The organism is Lysinibacillus sp. NPDC094403, assembly GCF_050278745.1.
In the GTDB taxonomy this organism is placed as follows: Bacteria; Bacillota; Bacilli; order Bacillales_A; family Planococcaceae; genus Lysinibacillus.
Genome location: NZ_JBNNTL010000003.1, coordinates 151692 through 171209, shown reverse-complemented (window position 1 = coordinate 171209; position 19518 = coordinate 151692). Strand labels below are relative to the sequence as shown.

Below are 19518 nucleotides of genomic sequence, written 5' to 3'. Positions count from 1 at the left end.
AAATGAATAGTCTATTATATGAAAAAATAGCAAAAGAGGAGTCCCTTTTTCATTCATTTATAGAAATTCCGGATTATATAGATGGAAATTTAAAGCATCCTCTCCGACATTACCAAAAAATGGCGTTGCTATATTTTATACAAACGCAAGAAGGTAAATTAGCTAACATTGACCATAATCACTTATTATTTAAAATGGCGACGGGTGCAGGGAAAACGAATGTAATGGCAGCCACAATGCTGTATTTATATAAAGAAAAGGGCTATAATACATTTCTTTTTTATGTGAATAGTGATGCTATTATCAATAAAACATATGTAAACTTTTTTAATGTAAAGTCGAATAAGTATTTATTTAATAGTAAAGAATTATTTATTGATGGTGAAAGGGTTACGTTAAGCTATGTAAATAGTTTTCCTAGATTTCCCGCTAAAAACACGATTTATTTAAAGTTTACAACAGTTCAAAAATTGCATATGGATTTAAAATACCCAAGTGAAAACAGTCTAACTTATGATGATTTGAAAATGAGTAAACTAATTATGCTTTCAGATGAAGCTCATCATTTAAATGCATCAACTAAAAAAGCTAAAATGGGAAATATTTTTGATGATGGTTGGGAAAATACCGTCTTAAAAATTTTAAATCTAAGTCCAGAAAATCGCTTATTAGAATTTACTGCAACAATAGATTTAACTAATCCAGAGTTGCTAAATAAATATCAGAACAAGATTATCTATAATTATGACTTAAGAAACTTTATGTTAGACAAGTATTCAAAAAATGTAAGTTTATTGAGAAGTAATGATGATGATCATGATAAAATTTTATCTGCAGTCCTATTGAATCAATATAGAAAATATATTGCATTAAAAAATAACATATATATTAAACCTATAATACTTTTTAAATCAAACAGTATTAAAGTATCTCTTGATACGCATAATCAATTTATTGAATTAATACAAAATCTAGACCCTGATAAATTGAAAGATTTTATTGATACAAAATCAATCGTTGCTTCAGAGAATAGTGTTTTTTCACAAATGTATAAATTCTATCAATCTACAGATTTAAAAAAAGTGGTGAAAGATTTAAAATTTGATTTTCGTGAAGAAAACTTAATGAATGCTAACGATAAAGAATTTGTTTCTCCTAAAAACGTTAGAATATTAAACAGTTTAGAATCTATGGAAAATAACGTTAGAGGTATATTCGCTGTAGCTAAATTAAATGAGGGTTGGGATGTACTAAATCTTTTTGACATCGTAAGGATTAGCGAAGGAGCAGGTAAATCTAAAAGTACAACTGATAGCGAAGCACAGTTAATTGGTAGAGGTGCTCGATATTATCCATATATATATCAAGGAGAGAAGAGCTTTAAAAGAAGATTTGATAATACAGATAGTGACCTGAGAATATTAGAGCAATTACATTATCATACAATTAACGATAATAGTTATATAAAACAGCTGAATAAATCACTTGATGAAGCGGACATTGTAGTAATAGATGATTCTAAAGTTACATTTGATGCTAAAGTCAAAGAAAGCTTTAAGAAGAGTTCGGCATACAAAAATGGTTTTTTATATGTTAATAAAACTGAAGTGCCATCAAATGAAAAACATAGAACCTTTAAAGACTTTTCAATACAGACATATTTTGAATTTGAAGCAGTTGAACTTATTGAGCAGCAGGTATATTCAGACATAGAACATCGAGCTATAATAGTATTACAAGAGAAGATAATTGGGATTAATAAAAATCTTTGGAGAAAAGCATTATTAAAAGACAGATTCTTTGATTTTCAAAGCTTGAAAGCAATTTTTTCTAATTTAGAGGGTATTGAAGAATTTATTGTTAGTAAGGATTATTTAGGTAGCGTTAATTTAACTTTAAGATATCCTAAAGACCAAGAACAAAATTACTTATCTCCTAATAGACTTATAAAATATTTAGAAAGAATAATGTCTCAAATAAAGCGCCAAATCACACTAAATTGTAATAAGAATGTTGGTATAAAAGAATTTGAAGCAGTAGCAATTAAAGATATAGTTAAAGATTACTCTATAAGTTTTAATCCTATTATTAACCTACCATTTAGTGAAAAAATTTCTTCATATCCTATGAAGAAAAAGGATTGGTTTGTATATGATAATGCTATTGTAAATGGTCTAGAGTGGGATTTGATTGGGTATATAGAAGGTATATTAGATGAAATCTATTCTAAGTATAGTGAAGTTTATCTAATAAGAAATGAACAGCAATTAAAACTTGTTGAGTTCAATGGTGTAAGAGGTTTTATGCCAGACTTTATTCTTTATTTAAAAGAAATGGATCAAGTATATCAAATTTTAATTGAGCCTAAAGGAGAATTTTTATATTTTAATGATCACTGGAAAGAAGATATGCTAATAGAATTAAATAATATTCCGCCTATTATAAATCTAGCTGAAAATAATAGCATAAAACTATATGGAATAGAATTCTTTTCGAAAGAACCACAACGAAGAGAACGGTTTAAGTCTAAATTTAGAGAGATTATTATAGGAGATTAGAAATATTCTCCATGGTAGTTATAAAACTATTATTTTAGTTTAAGCGTCATTTAATTACTTTTATGAAAAAGGATATTGTCCAAAGATAAAATCTTGGTCAATATCCTTTTTATACAGAACAAAAAAGTTGGAATCGGAATAAAAAAGTTAGAATTGAGCAAATAAAGAGAGAATCTATGGATAAGTCTATTTCAACTAAATGGCCAAGAAAATCGGAAAAATTATGAACTGTTATGAAATATAGTAGTACTACCCTATAATAAAATTCTATTTTAAATAAAAAGTTTACGAGAAAATTAAAAAGCTCTCAAAGTGTGTAACGTATTTTTGCTATGAGAAACAAGTGGATAAAGGAATTTAATAATTAATGAACTTCAAAACGAAAAAATTGTATTATTACGTGAAATCTGAGTCTTAAATAAAATAGAAATAATGAAACTGAAGAAGTATAAGAAAAAATGTTATCATTGTTTTTGTTACAGTGTAGAGGATGTGTATTCAACAATATGAAAAGGTTCGCCTTATTGACTTTCAATAAGGCGAACCTTTTCTATTTTTCGAAAAACCTCTAATAATATAGGGATATTGTAATTTTATGTGGATATTTACGCTAGTGCTTTTTTATGTTCTAATTATAGGATATGATTACTTTGTAGGTAAATTTTGTGTTGTTTTGTAGTGCTTTTTAAATATGAAGATAGGTATCAGTGCCATATTATTCACTAAAGTATACGCTGTTTTATAAGAGAAAACTTATTTTAAAAGGATTTTTGAAAAGTAATATTCAATTTATAACAGACGACATAATTGAAGGCTTTACTTCACGATGTCTTTTTAAGGAGGTCATTGAATGGTATCAGAAATTCCTATTCAAGAAGATTATTTGAAAGAATATCTAGATAAAATGTTAAGAGGTGATGGAACTGAGCTAGATGCATATATAAGTGCAGTGGAAAAAGAAAAGATTGTAGAGGACACTTATGCAACAGCAAGATGCTACATGATAAATTTTAATGGACAGGATTTTCCTAGAAGTGAGGACTTAGGAAAAGTATTGATAGAGTATTTATTGGATTATTCAATACCTAGACAAGAGATTAGAAAAGCCCAATTTAAAGATTTAGAAATGAATACTTCTAAACACATTGCTGCCCTTCATCAAAAAGCTCGTACTTTGTTCACTACTGTAAGCAAAACAGGAGAACCCGGTGAAGTTTTATTGTATCTAATGACACAAAGCATTTTAAAGCTACCTCAAGCAATTGCTAAAATGTCCCTCAAAACTAGTAGTCAACTTCATTACAATGGTGCAGACGGAGTTCACTTAGGATATGATTCTGAAAATCAGAAGTTGAATATTTATTGGGGGGAAGCAAAGTTATATCAAAATCATGGAGAAGCGATTAAAAATTGCTTTGAAAGCTTAGCTCCTTTTTTAGCATCTAATGGATCACATAGAGTTAGAGATCTAGATTTATTAACTTCTAATCTATCTACATTTGAAGAAGCATTTGCTAATGCATTAGTAGATTATCTTGATCCTGATCATACGTCATATAATTCATTAGAATTCAAAGGAGTGTGTTTAATAGGTTTTGATTACATGAAGTACCCTAAAGAGCAGAGATTAAAAAAACAACAAGAAGTTTTATCAGAAATTTTAAAGGATCTTGATGGATGGGTTAGTAAATTAAAAGCAGCAATTGATGGACATCAAGATTTAAACAAAATGGTTATTGAGGTATTCATTTTGCCCTTTCCATCTGTTAGTGAATTTAGATCTGCATTTTTGGAGGTGTTGAATCGTGATTGATATAACACAATTAGCAAGCAGAATCTATAACTTAAATGGATTTCAAAGAATGTTTGAGCCATTATTAAAACTATCCATTCAAACTCAATTTTCTAAGGTTAAAAATCAAAAAGGAGTTATCGATTTACCATATTTATTAAACTGTGCAGGTATTTTAGCAGATTCAAATTTGCCAGAGCATTTAGATGTTGCATATCGTATTGCACAATTTGGGATTCAACAAGAAGATGATGATGAATTACATGTTAAAAGTGCTTTAATTTTAGAGAAAATGACTAATCATCCTAGTATTGAATTAGCAATTAGCAAGGGATATATAGGAGGAAATTACATAGATCAACTTCCTTTATTATCTAAATTAGATATTGTGCGAAGGAATATAAAGTATTCCTTATGGGATGAAACAGAAAATAAAGTTATAAACATTAATAAATTTCAATATGATGTTTTGGAAAAAAACTATAATAGTCAATTACTTTCAATTTCAGCCCCAACTTCTGCTGGAAAATCATATATATTATTAAATATTATTAAAGAAACACTTTTAAATAAAGCTCAAACTACAATTGTATATGTAGTACCTACGAGAGCTCTTATTAGCCAAGTTGAATCAGATATTAGAAAGAAATTAAGAACCACTGAATTTAATGATGTTTTTATTACATCAATGCCAATTATGGATGAACTTTTGGAGGAATATAGTAAAAGAATTTTTATTTTGACACAAGAACGTCTACAATGGCTTATGAATGAAAAAAGAGGTTTCCATATAGATTTCTTAATTGTGGATGAAGCACAAAAAGTAAGTGATGGGTCGCGAGGGGTAATACTTCAAAATGTAGTGGAGGATTTAATTTATGAAAATAAAGATATAAAAGTGATTTTTTCTAGTCCTTTAACTGAGAATCCAGAAGTATTTTTACAACCAAACTTTGAAATTTCATCTATGAGTACAGTTCAAAAAGAATTTGTACCTGTTAACCAAAATTTATTATGGGTTAATGCAATATTCCGAAAACCTAGAGAGTGGGAAATTAAACTTTGTTTTAAAAATGGCATCCATGATATTGGTAAGATTAACCTTGATGTCAAGCCGAATAATACAATTGAAAGATTAATTTATATAGTGAAACATTTAGGAGATCAGTCTGGTGGTAATTTAGTATATACAAAGATACCTTCTGATGCTGAGAAAGCTGCTTATAAATTATATGAAATGTTACCTGAAGAGCAGTCCGTAGATGTAGAAATAATCGAATTAAAAAAATTAATACAAGAGGTGATTTCAGCTCGGTATAGTCTATGTGAATTTATAACTAAAGGTATTGCATATCATTATGGGAATATGCCTTTGATTGTGAAATCTGAAATTGAAAGATTATTTAAAGCTGGGAAAATTAAATATCTTATGTGTACTTCAACTCTTGTAGAAGGTGTGAATTTACCCGCTAAAACTATTTTTGTGAGGACGCCTAAAAAAGGTAATACTACCCCACTATCAGAAGTGGAATTTTGGAACTTAGCAGGACGAGCTGGGAGACAAGGATTAGAATTTCAAGGGAATATAGTGTGTATTGATACTAATGATCCTTCTGTTTGGAATAATCCTCCTGAGGTAAGAAAAAAATATAAAATAGAATTTTACACAAAAAAAATTATTAAAGAAAAATTTGATGAAATAATTGAATATATGTCAATAGATGCTTTCAAAGAAGAAAGGTACAATTTGGATTTTGAACATACTATTTCATATTTATTAAAAATTTATAGCAATAATCAATCATTGGTTACTAAAAGTTTATTAGAATTGATTGATGAGGAACAAATTAAACTCTTAGAGAACTCATTAGATATAATGATGAAAGATATAGATGTTCCAGATGAAATACTTTTTAAGAATAATGGAATTAGTCCATTGGCACAACAAAAATTAAAAATTTTTTTCCAGAGACATCTTGATAAATTGGATATATTGGAACCTATTAACCCTGTACTTCCTAATGCACCTGATAGATATGAACGGATTATTCGTATTATTCAAAAAGTAATTCCTTTTGATCATGAGAATAGAGCTAGGTACTTAGCATTTTTGGTGACAGATTGGATGAAGGGTATGCCATTAAATTATCTAATCTCTAAAAGTCAACAATACTGGGATAAAAATGGTGGTAGAAATCCACAAAGAGTAATTAGGGAGGCTTTTAAGGATATTGAAGAATTTGCTAGGTTTAAATTTATAAAGTATGTTTCATGTTATAAAGATATTTTGAACTTGGTAAGAGAACAAAATAACTCTGACGTTTTAGATGATACAGACTTAAAATTATGGTTAGAGCTAGGTGCTTCTAGCAAGACTGTTATTTCATTAATTGGAATAGGCTTCAATCGTTCAACTGCACTGGAAATCGCCAAACAAATCGATTCTGAACATCTTAATAGAAATGAAGTTTTGGATTTTTTATTAGAAATTGATACCAAAGGATTTAATAAAATTATGGAACGAGAAGTAGCGCAAGTAATTGATTGTTATTTTATTAAAGAAAAAAATGATTAATAACATTAGGGATGAGAGGTTCTATGAAAAAGATAAGGTTATCAGAAAAAAGCAGACGAATATATGAGGAAATGGTTGTATGTTATAGAAATAATCAGTACACTATTAAAATAAATCAAATAGTGGGAAATGAAATTAGAAAAAAAAATAAAACAAAGTTCATAGATGTTTTAAATATAACTAATCAGATAAAGATTAAAAGTAGTTTTTTTAGTGATTCTTATAAAGTTCATAATGTTTATAGATATAGTATTAAAATCAGTGATGGAATAGGAGAACTTTATTGTTTTCAAGAAGGTTATAATCATTATAATAATTCTATCTATAATGATTATGACATATTACATGAATCAGAATTGCCGTCAATTGTAATTTTATTAGAATCACCTCATTCAGAGGAATATTCATTGGAATATACAGTTAAGGGACCAGCACAAGGAAAAACAGGTGAGTATATTGAAAGTGAAATAAAATCAATCATAAATAATATTATCAAGTCAAGGGAAATAAATATAGACGATGGAGAATATCGAATTATTTTGGTAAACCCAATCCCTTTTCAAACGTCACTTCATTATTTACATAATGGATCATTGACTCGTTCATATTATAAAATGCTTAGGGATAGGGTATGGTTAGAACTTTGGGAGAAAGAAGGGGTTTTTCAACTGGAGTTACAAGAGTTATTGAATAAATTAAATCCCATTATTGTTTTAAATTCTTGTACTAGTAACTTAAAGGATCCTATAAACAAATTTTTAATTAAAAATGGAATTAGCTCTAATGTTTATACAACAAGACATCCTTCAGGTTGGTGGGATGAAATTAATTTAGAAAAGTTAAAAGTTGATTAAATGACTTCTAATTATTTATTTAATATAGAGTAAGAGCGAAATGCTATCCCAAAACATACTTTTGTCTAACGTAGACAAGCATTTTTATTAATAGCCATAACTCCTTCGAAACGCAAGTTTAAATGTATTTGTTGAGACGCGGGGTTGACTCCTGCCATCTCCATTTTAAATCATACGATTTCACTGAGTGTCAATGTGACATAAAGCATAAATTTTCCGTTTGAAAAATTTATGCTTTATTTTTTTAGGGAATTTTTGGTTAAATTCACGTATGGCATTAGTTAAACATTCTTGGACAAAATGATTTGTTTGTCGCAGAATGGTGCTAGCTGCTGTAATGTTTGATGGACGAATTTATGCCTTTCTTAAGGACATCCTCTAGGTGGGAGGCATTAGAACTTGGAGCTACACATGTCATTAATTCAATTGATACAGATACAGATGCAGTTGCATTTATCCGCGAAAACAAGTGGTGTGTTAATGGTGCGTATGATGCTGCAGGTGTTCTGGAAACATTTACGGGTGGAGTTAGTACTGTTTGTCCTGGCGGTGAATTTAAGATTGTAAGTGTTTGAAAAAAACAGTGAATTTTGATTCTAATAAGGTAGTTAGAACAGCAGCGAAAATTAGTGGATCTTATGCATAAGTTCGCTTATTCCCTGAAATCATTCGTCTACTTGCAAGTGGTATAATTTGATGGAAACGCAGTCCATTATTTAATACATTAAACCACCTTTAAAATCTAGTTTATAATAACATATAATGGGCTTTGATTTTAAAAGTTAAGGTAGGTGTTTGAATGCTAAAGTTAAATTTCGATATTAAAAAGGCTAATGACTCACAGATAGAGACTTTTCTAGCGGGGTATGATGATCTATGGAGGCTTACAAAGTTAATTTCAATCAAACATTCGCTTGAAGAAAGGGAAGCCTTGAAGAAAAAATTAAAGTCATATTATGGTCCCTCTTTTAGTGTTGATAGTGATGATTATATATATAATCAGGCAACTAACGGCCTATTATTTAGTGCTGTTTCAGAATTAGTGATGTACATGGAGGATTTATTTGTATTAATGAAATATATTCGAGAAGAAGAGGAATTTATCAAAAAAGTGGTAGTTTATTATGCGAATAAAATTGGTAAACTGCCTGAAAAAATATCGAAAATGGATTTAGAAGCTATTTTAAAGGTTTTCTTAATTCCTTCAAAAGACTATATAGATAAACTTGTAGAAGAAACTAATTCGCCTTTAGAACATTTAGATATTTATAGTGAAGGGATAAGTAATGTATATAGATATTTAGATGATATTATAATTTCATTTAAAAAATATAGATTTATTTACAATCAATATAAACATGGTTTAACAGTTGCGTTAAGACCGTATGGTAACAATTTATCAAAAAAAGAGTTAAATAGACGGAAAAACTCATTAGACAGTTCTTTATTCTGTTATGATAATACCGATATTGGAAAAGCTATTGAAAGAAATCCAAATCAGCCTTTTATTATTCCTTCAATTACAGAGAATTTACAACCAGGAATTACAAGCTTAAATAATAATAACAATTTACTTAGATACAGTGGAGTATATGATGTAAGTATTGATGAACTTATTAAGTTAGGAAGTAAGGTTCATTCTTTGATTAGAATATTGAGCAATAATAGATATGATTTTGTTAAACCACATCATTCAGAAGCAAATACATTTTATTTACCTGTTCCAACCAGAAAAGATAAATTGAGATTAGTTCAATTTAGTCTAGTACCTAAGGATTCTTTGCTAAAACTAAATGATTTTAAGGTAGAAATTTGAAAGAAGAGTGTATGTTAAATTTATTTAAGTTAGAAGTACTAATAAAAATGATGACCCTTGGGACAATTTGGGTCATCATTTTTATTATAGGTTATGGGGACAAAAACGTTTGGTTATGTACGTGTTTTGACAACGGATCAAAATATTGAACGGCAGCTAACGAAGATGCAGGAGTATGTGATTGAGGAGAGCAATATTTTTGTGGATCATGCGAGTGGGAAAGATTTTAACGATACAGTATAAGGCAATAAAAAATGTGATTCGTAATGGGGATCTTATTTACATTGATGAGCTGGACCAGCTGGGGCGTAATTATGATGAAATTATTCGTGAGTGGAAGGACATTACACGAGCTGTTGGTGTTGGAGAATGAAACTTTGTTTGATAGTCGCGAGTTTAAGGCGATGAATACGGAGGATAGTAAGTTGGGGTCATTGCTAAAAGACCAATTTCTATCATTGCTTTCGTATGTTGCCGATCAGGAGCATCAAAAGTAGTTGAAATGTCACACTGAAGGAATTGCTGAAGCACGTAAAGCTGGGAAGCATTTGGGGAAACCGAGGTTGGATTTGTCTACGTTGTCGAAAGGGCAACGTGAAGTAGTTGAAAATAATTAAGAGACGTGGAAGCGTAAGGAGCTGATGGGCGTGAAGTTTGCGGAGATATTGGGGTTGAAGAAGAATAGTTTTTATAAGGTTGGGAATTTGAGGAGATGTAATTTTACTAGATTAATTAAAAGTCTGTTTTTTTCAAAAAGCGGTTTTTAATAACTTAATATTAATTAAAAGTAAAAATGTGTATAATGTAGATATAAATTCATGGATGTCTGTACACTAATAATTAAACCATACGTTGAGTTTTAACTAATTTCACAGGGTACCTCACTTACTCTGTGGTAAGGTTCTCAGTATCCAGTAGAAATGAGTTTTTGATTTGGCGAATACATACAACATTGAAAAATTATAATTATAGAATAATATGGAGGTAAAAATACATTATGTCTGAGTATATTTTTAGTGATAAAAAAGATTTTGAAGGGAAAATATTTTCTCTTGTTGAGAAAGTGATAAGTAAAAATGAAAAAAGTTATAATACTTTTATAAAAAAGTTATATATAGCTCTATTTCCTAGTTTTAAGGAAGTATTACATACTGAATTTATAGATCCTATTCTCGAAAAAGCTAAACACTATACTTACAATAAATTTTCTAATGAAATAAATGATATAGTATTTGGAGAGGCTAAAAAAATTGAATTTTGGTTGGAGCAATTATCAGAAGAGCAAAGTGATATGTTCTTTCAAAAAGTATTAAAAATAGTTAATAATTCGGAGGAAATCTGGGATAACTTATATAATTTCATGTTAAATATTGAGAGTGAGTATTCAATGTTTATTGAAGAAGAAGACATAAAAAAATATTTGTCTCACAGTATTTTACGGGATTTGGAACATAATAATTCTAGATTATATTTTGAAATTGATCATGAGTATCCTATTTTAGAGAGACAGTATATTTCTATATTGAAAGCTGAAGTTATTGAAACTGTGCAGTCGAAGTTTAATGAACTGATTAAATCTGAAGCTGAAAGTTATAATAATCTAAAGATTATTTTAGAAAATAATATGGTGAAATATATTAGGCCTCAAGAATATGATGATGTTGAACACGAATTCTATGAAAATATATTTAAGATTTGTGTTGAGGCTGCTTATTTTCAGTATGATAAGCAGATTGAAAGAGATACTCAAATATAATAACTATTTTTTAAAAAAATGGGGAGACACTTTGTTATTCTAATCTAGAAAGAAAAAACCATTCAAAGATGAAGTGACCCCTAAAAGTTAGACATAGTTGTTTTATTATGCAGCGGTTTGGGCATGAGTTCGATATTATATTGGAATCATGCCTTTTAATTTTGCCTAATGTGTAATGTATTGTAATAAGGTATGTATTTTTTAAATTCAATTTTAATATGCCCTACACTTTCAAACTCTTTAATGTATAGAAATTCTGATTTCATAATGCCAAAGAAATTCTCCATAAACGGAATTGTCGTAACAGTTTTAAATTCCGTAATATCCGAAACCCACTTCTCATTTGGTGCGTCAGCCGTAAATTGACGATCAAATGGCACAGATTAGTTAAAAAAGGGGCTGTCCCCAAAGAGCCTTGTTAACCAAAAATGAAAAAAGTGAAAGGTAAAAACACTGATTTAACAACGTTTCTGACTTTTCAACTTCATGTGATTTTACTCTAAAAGGGATATGAGACAACTACTGTTTTCAATGATAATTCATTTACTAATCTTTACCTCGCAATTTTTTATATCTCGTAGTCAAAACCGTAGTCAAATATAATCTATGCCCCCGCAAGCCTTGATATAATAACATTCTGAGTCGGTTGGTTCGACTCCCGCCGTCTCCATATTACGATTTCATTAAGTATCAATTATCGTAAGCCCAATAAAAAAGTGCACCTTTTCGGTACGCACAACGAATAGCCGGATATCTGAAATTTTTTCAGATAACCGGCTATTTTGCACATGTCATTTGGACATTTTTCGACCAAGGCATGTAATCGCTTAAAATCTCTGACTGCTGATGGAGCGGTAAATTCGGCAGCTCTGTCATTAACGTTACTAGGTATTGATAAAAGTCGATACCATTTGCTTTTGCTGTTTCGGCCAAGCTTAAACAGATCGCATTGCTTTAGCACCGGCTTCACTAATAGAAAAAAGCCAGTTCTTGCGACCAAGCACAGTTGGGCGAATCGCATTTTCAGCTGGTTTATTATCAATTTCAATTCGACCATCGAACAGAAAAGCTTTTAATCCATGTACATGATTTATTGTGTATTCGGCAGATTTAGCTAAGGCATTTTTTCCGAACTCCCAATTTAAGAATTTCTCTGCAATCGGCTTTTAATGATTTTGCCGTGATTTTCGGCGTTTACCTGGTGGAAGATGCTTGAATTGACGTTCTAGGTGATACAGTTGATCACAGTAATCCACGCCAATTTGCCCGTTTTCTCTATCGGCTTTCAGCCAAAAACGTCGCACATGCGCCCAACAATTGGCGAACGTGACATTAGGTAGACACCTATTGCGGATTTCGCAATCGCTTTTGGTTGCTGAAGGGATAAACCTTCTAATAACCAGCGAAGTTCCTGTTGTGTTAAATTTCGAACTTCATTTTCATCCTTTGGCCATTGTAGCTTCCCGTTATCTAGTCGTTTATAAAGCATGGCGAAGCCATCTCTATCAAAATACAAACATTCATAACGTTCTTTGCTAAATCCAGAAAATAAGAAAATGGAATCGCTATACGGATCTGATTCAAAAGAATCCTGAATGAGCGTAGCGAGACCATCAATACCTTTACGCATATCGGTCTTGCCACAAATAATGTAGATATTCTGAACGCTTGTAAAATCATGCTTCATAGCTTGTTCAACTCCTTCAGGATCGTTTGTATGATGCGTTCATCTACGCCATTAAAGAAGGAAATTTCAGCACTAATTGTTTTAATGATGCAGCTTGGTTCAGAAGAGTTTTGTGGTGAAGTTGTTGATGTCAGTGATAGGATCTAGTGTCACAGGGACAAATGTTAGTTTGGTAGTTGACATAAAAAGTACCTCCTCTAATTGATACATTTATACAGTACCGGAGGTGCCTGGTTATTTATATGCGTTATTTGATTATCGGCCACTAGCAATGAATGCTGCAAGTCTAGCCAATCGAAATGCAAGTGGATTTTTCGATATATGTGAAATAAGTTAAAAAACTTATGAGATTGTTAAAAGGAATTCAAAGATTAGTAGATAGGAATGTTATTTTGAATTGTTAGAGCTGAAAAGTTGATATGAAATTAGTGGTCTATTTGTTGTTTGATAGAGTTTCATTAAGAGGCTTTATTTGCACATATAGTCAAATTGAGATTTTTGAATTAGTTATCACAGGAGTGAGCGGATAAGATTGTTAGAAGAGAGTTATAAAATAAAAAGAGAACTGGTTATATAAATATGATAGCAGTTGATAAATTAGATTTTAATAATAGGACGATAAAAAAGTTGCTCTATGATAAAATGGGATGGATAAAATTTACACATTATAAGCACTAACTTTTGACTGATATAAAAAATGATTATTTAGTTATTTTAATGTAGTAAATATGGGGGGAAAACATGAGATTTATTAAAAAATCTGATACAAAGAATCTTAAGAATATAACAAGAGATTATAAAGAAATTGAATTATATACTGCTCGTTCTGATTTTGAGGATTTTAAAATTAAGGAAAATATTGACGAGATTAGAAAAGTATTTAATGAAAATAAGGCAATAATAACAGCAATACACTGTCCACCATCTCGCTTTAAAACATCAATAGATAGTTATATTTCAACTAACTACATGTCTTTTTCTGAAGTGATTTTTGATTTAGAAGAACAAGAGATGTTTCGGAAACTGTGTAGTTTTGCTAATGAAATTGCTACTTATTATGGTGAACCTTCAAAGCAAATAGATACTGAAAAGGAATGTGATGAATCCAGTTCCTTAGAGAGAAAAGATACTGATTCATTCAATAAGAAACATGAGAATTACAAAATATTAATTATACTCCATACGGGATGCATTCATGGTTGTACGGGTACAAATTCAATTTATCAGGACTTCAAATGTTCATGCCAATCGCAAATTGGACAAGGTACTTGCAGTGCTATCACTCAAAATGAGAACATTAATAAATTTAGAAATATTGTCGAAAAATTCCGGAATGTACAGATTGTATTTGAAAATATAACGCCATTTTACGATGGTGATAAGATTGGAAAAAATTGTGGTTACAATTTTGAAAACTTTAATATAGCGAAGTTATGTAATGCAGGCGAGCATAAAAAGAGTAAAGAAGAAAGTCAATTTGGCGTAGTTATAGATTTTTGTCATTTAATAGCAACGCATTCCTTACTTAGTTTATCTGGTACTAAGATTGATTATATTAAGAAATACTTTGATCGAATCGAATTAGCTGATAAGAAATTAATCAGGCTTTTTCATCTTTCTAATTATAAGAACGGACTTCATGGAGAGCAATTTGAAGAGCAAGAAGATGTCGATGAAGTTCGCAATATTTGTTTAGAAAATGCACGTTCGGTTCCAATTACATTAGAGGTTAATGGTAGTGAGGATTCTAAAATAGGGGCTGTAAATTTTAATAAAATGATGCTGGATTGGAGCAAATTACATATTTTATTAAAAGATTATTTGGAAAAAGATTTATACAATTTTTTTGAAGATTTATTTTATATTTATGCAAAGGATTATCAAGCAAATAAACAAAAATTTTATAGAATTGCAAATCAATTAAAAAGGTATATTATTGATTCCTCTCAGTTAGAGCAAAAATTATTTGGAATTACTAGAGATAGGCAAGATATTAATATAAATCTATTTCAAGTTCAAGCGTATATTTATTATATGCGTTACTGTAATTTAGCTTTAGATTTAAAAGAGAAGTATAAAGGAGATATTTCCGTCATTTTAAAACACTATATTTTTAATGATAGATACGAGGAAATAAGATTTGATGGTATCGGCTATTATTATAATATTTTTTGGATAAAAAGAGACATTAATCTTTATAGATGTAACGATGAGGTATTGCCGAAAAAAATTTTGAATGGTGGATTTGAAGATATTTTATTGGCCTGTAAAAAACATATTACAGGAGAGAACCTGCAATTTTTATCGTACAGTAAATGTTTTGGTCGAAATATGTTGAAATATTTTAATCCATATTCTAATGAATATAATATTGAAATAGTTGTAAAAACACCTATTAATTTTGTTTCTATTAATCGTAATAATAAAACAACGTTTATTTCACTACAAGAATATATAGATTTTAAGTGTGATTATAATAATTTTTCTATTGATTTCTCAGATTTTTGTGGAGAAAGGGGAGATAGTAATAAAGAAGGGAGTTTATTTGAATTATTAAAAAAAGTTGGTTTAGATATTGAGAAAATAAGGAAAGATAAGATTGGCAGTATATATGATCAGGAGGTCATCTTTTATAATGAGCCTTGTGAATATACAGAAAGAAAGCAATATAAATTAAATAAAACTGAATACGCTCTCTTAATGATAGCATATCAAATTATCTTAAAAGAGTTCGAAAAAGAACCAATCACGATTAGTGATCTAATTGACTACTTAATATTCTTTGAAAATGAATCTATTATAAATTTTATAGGTTCGGAGAGTTTAAGTACTATAAAAAAACGTGATTCTATAATAGAAATTTTAGAGTGTATAGATTTTAGAGATGAGCTTGAGGTTAATTATGATAATGAGGGATACAATAATTTCACAAAATCCTTTATCCCAAAGTATAAAGGATTCATCAATCTCAATTTAAATAAATTAATAACTGATTATAAAATAAGTTCAAAGGAGGCGGTAAAATGAATGTATTAACAGAGAATAATTTGAAGATTCTTAATGGGAAAACTATTACTTTAGGGCAGCTTATAGATGGAATAAAAAATGAATTATCAAAGAATAGTGATTCAAAGGTTTTTATTCCAATGTATCAACGAAACTACAAATGGAATAAAGAAATAGCAGTTAAACTTATTAAAGAGTTAATCGCTTCATTTACTAGTTCAACAACAAAATCAATTGCTCTTTTTACACTGTATATAGATAGAAAAAATAATATTCAAATTGTTGATGGACAACAAAGAATGATTACTTTATTGCTAGTATTTCAAGCTCTTGAAATATCAAGCGAGTTTGTACAATTAGAATTTGAAAGAGATTTTACGTTAAGAATAGGTTCAAAAAGATCTTTCTTTATAAAAAATATAGAGAACAGCAATTTTGTGGAACACTCTCTTACTAAAAAAAGGGCTAAATCAGACAAGAGACGTCTAGTGTATAATTATTCAGGTATAAAGGAAGTAGTAGAAAAATTTAAAAATGAAGGAAATGATATTGAGGGATTTAAAGCTTTTTTACGAGATAATGTTCAATTATTACTCCATGTGACAAGTGATGCACCTGTTTCAGAATTTCTTAATTTGAATTGCAATAAAACAAGGTTTTCTGTTTGTGACAGGGTAAGATCTGAGCTGATGATTTTTTATTCATTAAATTCCAACAAACTATCAAGTGAGGAAATTAATGTATTGGATGAAACTTTGGAACATTCAGATTATAAGTTTGCGATATCAGATTTATTTGAGCAATTGACGGAGTTAGTATATACAGATGGAGTATATAATACGATTCAACTTGGTTATAATGATCCGGATAAAACAAAAGAAAATCGTATAAACACAATGTTTTCTTCGTATTTAATCGACAATAGTAAGGAATACATTCATTTTGAAATTCCTACGAATAAATTTCAAATAGATTTATTGAAGCAAATGATGGTATATAAAAGTGTGCTAAATGAGCTTAATCAAAATTTACAGAATAACTATCAAGCTACTCAAAAAGCTTATCAGACTTTATATATGTACAATCCAAATGTTAGATTTTTTGAATTGATAAATAAACATATTGATAAAATAAATTCAAATAATCTACTTTCAGAAATATTACATTTAGAATGTTCAATTGACAAAATAATATTTGATTATGTAAAAGATAATGTTAATGGCAAAGATGTCTATTTTTTTAATAGTTATTTTGATGCACTTTCTAATAATGATCCCGATATCCAGAATTCTTCGCTTTTAAAGAAACAATTTGAAAATGCGAAGTCTAATCATTACTTTCCTATGGATAAATTTTACTTTGAAGATATAATCCATGGTTCTGGCAAATATATATTAAATCGATACGTTAATGAACATCAAAACGAAACTGATAAATTTTTGATGTTGATGCCGATAAATTATTTAACAGAAGAAACTAAAAAAAAAATCGATGAAAGTATAATATCAATTGGAAAGAGTGTTACCACAAGAGAATTACTTTGTGAAACTAATAGAGAAATCATTATACCTGCAATTCAAAGAGATTATTGTATGGGAAGTCATTTTGGTTTATCAAATGAATCCGATTTGTTAGATTTCATGATTGGTGAATTTAAAAAGACTAGGGAAAAGGATATAACTTTAAGTGCTATAACAATATTTCAGCCGGCAAAAAATAAAATATCTATTTACGATGGTCAGCAGCGGATATTCACTTTAGCTTGTATAATAAGAACATTAGATGTAGATGAAGTTGAAAATAAAATATTATTATGTCATTTTGATTTTGAACACAGGACAAGAATGAATAGTTTTTGTGAAAAATTCTTTAAAGAGAATCCTAGTAATTTAAAGGATAAATCATATGCCGAGAATTCGATTATCAACCTCCAAAAAGAATTGAAAAATAAGTTGAAAGGCACTGAATATAACGAATTCAAAAACTATATTTTAGATAAAGTTAGAGTTGATGTAATAACTGTTGATACATCGCTTTCAGAAGCCGAACAGTTTTTTATTGATATAAATAATGGTGTTCAGTTGGTACCGTATGAAATTTTTAAATGTAAAATTAATGATAGGTTCAGTAAATGTTATCCGGCAGGTTTAGAGCTAAAACCAGAAGATAATTGGATTAGTATGATTGATAATGAATGGTTAGATTTTTTTTATGAATTAAATAGCACCAAGCTTGATAATGAAGATGCTATAGATGAATTAGTAGAAATGCGTTTTATTGAATATTGTTGCAGGATGATATATTGGGAGAAATATATTAAAGATGGAAGCAGAAAAAAACACCCTATAGAATTAAAAGGATTCAATAAGAGTCAAAATGCAAAGGAACTTGGTGATTGTGAAAAATTTATTGATTGTTTAGAATTTGAGGATTTTATAAGAATAAGTAAAATCATGAACTCGTTCCGTTCTAATTACAAGAAAAATAAGCAATTTTCTGAGCAAATAAAATTTGAAGGAGAACTGTATAATGAAGGTACAGTTGTTCATTGTATCCCTTATTTTGGAATTGAAAACTATAACGATAGCTCTAGAAATTATTATTTAACCAAATTTATTGAAGGGTTAGTAGTAAAAGAAAAGAAGTATGAACAGAAGTACCAAGAGGATAGATCAAGAGATATTGTAATATGGGCTATATTAAATGATTTTGTTGGTCAAAATATTACAGGTCGGGATGTAATGAAGAAATGGAATGAGTCTGAAATTAAGTGTACACCGTATGCTTATATCACTTCTACTTTTATTGGAAAATATAAAAAGACCATTTTACCAATACCTGAGTATTATTATAATCATGAAGAGTATGAAAATATATTTGAAAATACGTTGAAAAATGAAGTGAATATAAAAAAACAAATGAGAGATTTGTACGACAATATAATGCGAAATTATTTAGGCTTACCAGAACTTTATATACCATCAATTGATGATAATAATTCTGTATCTAATCAGTTCAATCTGTTTTATAGATATAAAGGGAGTAAGTTTACTAAATATAAGGTCCCTATTTTAAAGCTCGACCATGAGGATTACTACATTGCGTTTGCGAAGGGGTCTAGAAAATTATTCAAGATTTACGTAGAAACAGGTAATACAATTGTAACATTTGAACCGTTAGATACCTTTAATTTTTATAAACAATAATTTTAAAAAGAGTTTTATTTTAATTTGTAAATGATATACAAAGTATTTATTTCAACAGTAACTATAACCAAGCACAATATTCCAGTCCGGGTGTGCAACATTAAATCAGTTTAACCATCAAGCAGTTTGGATTCTTACACTAACTGGATGTAGCTGTAACTTTATAAATTTTATATGTTTTTATGATTTTCAAAATGCATTTTGAACGAAAATATACATATCTAAATGGTTAATATGTATAAAATTATGCGAATATTTGTGTGTTTTT

At 29.2% G+C, this 19518-nt stretch carries 10 protein-coding genes and 3 pseudogenes; 10 read left to right on the top strand and 3 right to left on the bottom strand.

Annotation, left to right across the window (positions count from 1 at the left end; translation table 11 throughout):
- Positions 1–2 precede the first annotated feature (2 nt).
- The 8 genes and pseudogenes from ACQKMV_RS07920 (at position 3) to ACQKMV_RS07885 (ending at position 11351) form a co-directional block, all read left to right on the top strand.
- Positions 3–2558: a DEAD/DEAH box helicase family protein gene (locus ACQKMV_RS07920; RefSeq protein ID WP_427503271.1), complete on the top strand. Its 2556-nt coding sequence runs from the start codon at positions 3–5 to the stop codon at positions 2556–2558.
- An 850-nt stretch (positions 2559–3408) separates the two neighbouring features.
- Positions 3409–4371: a HamA C-terminal domain-containing protein gene (locus ACQKMV_RS07915; protein ID WP_427503269.1), complete on the top strand. Its 963-nt coding sequence runs from the start codon at positions 3409–3411 to the stop codon at positions 4369–4371.
- A complete protein-coding gene (locus ACQKMV_RS07910) occupies positions 4364–6925 on the top strand; it encodes a DEAD/DEAH box helicase (RefSeq protein WP_427503268.1) in 2562 nt (853 codons plus the stop codon). Before ACQKMV_RS07915 ends, ACQKMV_RS07910 begins: the two co-directional genes overlap by 8 nt.
- A gap of 23 nt (positions 6926–6948) precedes the next feature.
- Complete coding sequence (locus ACQKMV_RS07905; protein WP_427503267.1) at positions 6949–7779, top strand: hypothetical protein; 831 nt, start codon at positions 6949–6951, stop codon at positions 7777–7779.
- 356 nt (positions 7780–8135) lie between these two features.
- Positions 8136–8354 carry a hypothetical protein gene (locus ACQKMV_RS07900; protein ID WP_427503266.1) on the top strand — a complete coding sequence of 73 codons (219 nt, stop codon included), beginning with the start codon at positions 8136–8138 and terminating at the stop codon, positions 8352–8354.
- A gap of 224 nt (positions 8355–8578) precedes the next feature.
- Positions 8579–9595 (top strand): hypothetical protein, encoded by a 1017-nt coding sequence (locus ACQKMV_RS07895; protein ID WP_427503265.1) that lies wholly within the window; start codon positions 8579–8581, stop codon positions 9593–9595.
- 93 nt (positions 9596–9688) lie between these two features.
- Positions 9689–10362: pseudogene (locus ACQKMV_RS07890) on the top strand (recombinase family protein).
- 230 nt (positions 10363–10592) lie between these two features.
- Positions 10593–11351, top strand: a complete 759-nt coding sequence (locus ACQKMV_RS07885) for a hypothetical protein (RefSeq protein ID WP_427503264.1) — start codon at positions 10593–10595, stop codon at positions 11349–11351.
- Positions 11352–11486: 135 nt separating this feature from the next.
- Here ACQKMV_RS07885 and ACQKMV_RS07880 read toward each other — a convergent pair.
- From ACQKMV_RS07880 to tnpB, 3 genes and pseudogenes are all read right to left on the bottom strand, one after another.
- Positions 11487–11660 (bottom strand): annotated as a pseudogene (locus tag ACQKMV_RS07880) (IS3 family transposase); the annotation flags it as partial.
- A gap of 468 nt (positions 11661–12128) precedes the next feature.
- A pseudogene (locus tag ACQKMV_RS07875) lies at positions 12129–12691 on the bottom strand (IS66 family transposase); the annotation flags it as partial.
- Positions 12637–13038, bottom strand: coding sequence for an IS66 family insertion sequence element accessory protein TnpB (gene tnpB / locus ACQKMV_RS07870; RefSeq protein WP_427503262.1), 402 nt, complete (start codon positions 13036–13038; stop codon positions 12637–12639). The gene tnpB and the pseudogene ACQKMV_RS07875, both read right to left, overlap by 55 nt.
- A gap of 741 nt (positions 13039–13779) precedes the next feature.
- On the opposite strand from tnpB, the gene ACQKMV_RS07865 reads away from it, so the two are divergent.
- Together ACQKMV_RS07865 and ACQKMV_RS07860 are read left to right on the top strand one after the other, a co-directional pair.
- Positions 13780–16065, top strand: a complete 2286-nt coding sequence (locus ACQKMV_RS07865; protein ID WP_427503261.1) for a hypothetical protein — start codon at positions 13780–13782, stop codon at positions 16063–16065.
- Positions 16062–19250 carry a GmrSD restriction endonuclease domain-containing protein gene (locus ACQKMV_RS07860; RefSeq protein WP_427503260.1) on the top strand — a complete coding sequence of 1063 codons (3189 nt, stop codon included), beginning with the start codon at positions 16062–16064 and terminating at the stop codon, positions 19248–19250. Before ACQKMV_RS07865 ends, ACQKMV_RS07860 begins: the two co-directional genes overlap by 4 nt.
- Positions 19251–19518: the final 268 nt, after the last annotated feature.

What these genes read in the sequence shown, in the direction of transcription:
- ACQKMV_RS07885 (WP_427503264.1), top strand. Translation starts at nt 10,593, where the DNA reads ATGTCTGAGTATATTTTTAGTGATAAAAAAGATTTTGAAGGGAAAATA.
- ACQKMV_RS07895 (WP_427503265.1), top strand. Translation starts at nt 8,579, where the DNA reads ATGCTAAAGTTAAATTTCGATATTAAAAAGGCTAATGACTCACAGATA.
- ACQKMV_RS07900 (WP_427503266.1), top strand. Translation starts at nt 8,136, where the DNA reads ATGCCTTTCTTAAGGACATCCTCTAGGTGGGAGGCATTAGAACTTGGA.
- ACQKMV_RS07905 (WP_427503267.1), top strand. Translation starts at nt 6,949, where the DNA reads ATGAAAAAGATAAGGTTATCAGAAAAAAGCAGACGAATATATGAGGAA.
- ACQKMV_RS07920 (WP_427503271.1), top strand. Translation starts at nt 3, where the DNA reads ATGAATAGTCTATTATATGAAAAAATAGCAAAAGAGGAGTCCCTTTTT.
- ACQKMV_RS07860 (WP_427503260.1), top strand. Translation starts at nt 16,062, where the DNA reads ATGAATGTATTAACAGAGAATAATTTGAAGATTCTTAATGGGAAAACT.
- ACQKMV_RS07865 (WP_427503261.1), top strand. Translation starts at nt 13,780, where the DNA reads ATGAGATTTATTAAAAAATCTGATACAAAGAATCTTAAGAATATAACA.
- tnpB (WP_427503262.1), bottom strand. Translation starts at nt 13,038, where the DNA reads ATGAAGCATGATTTTACAAGCGTTCAGAATATCTACATTATTTGTGGC.
- ACQKMV_RS07915 (WP_427503269.1), top strand. Translation starts at nt 3,409, where the DNA reads ATGGTATCAGAAATTCCTATTCAAGAAGATTATTTGAAAGAATATCTA.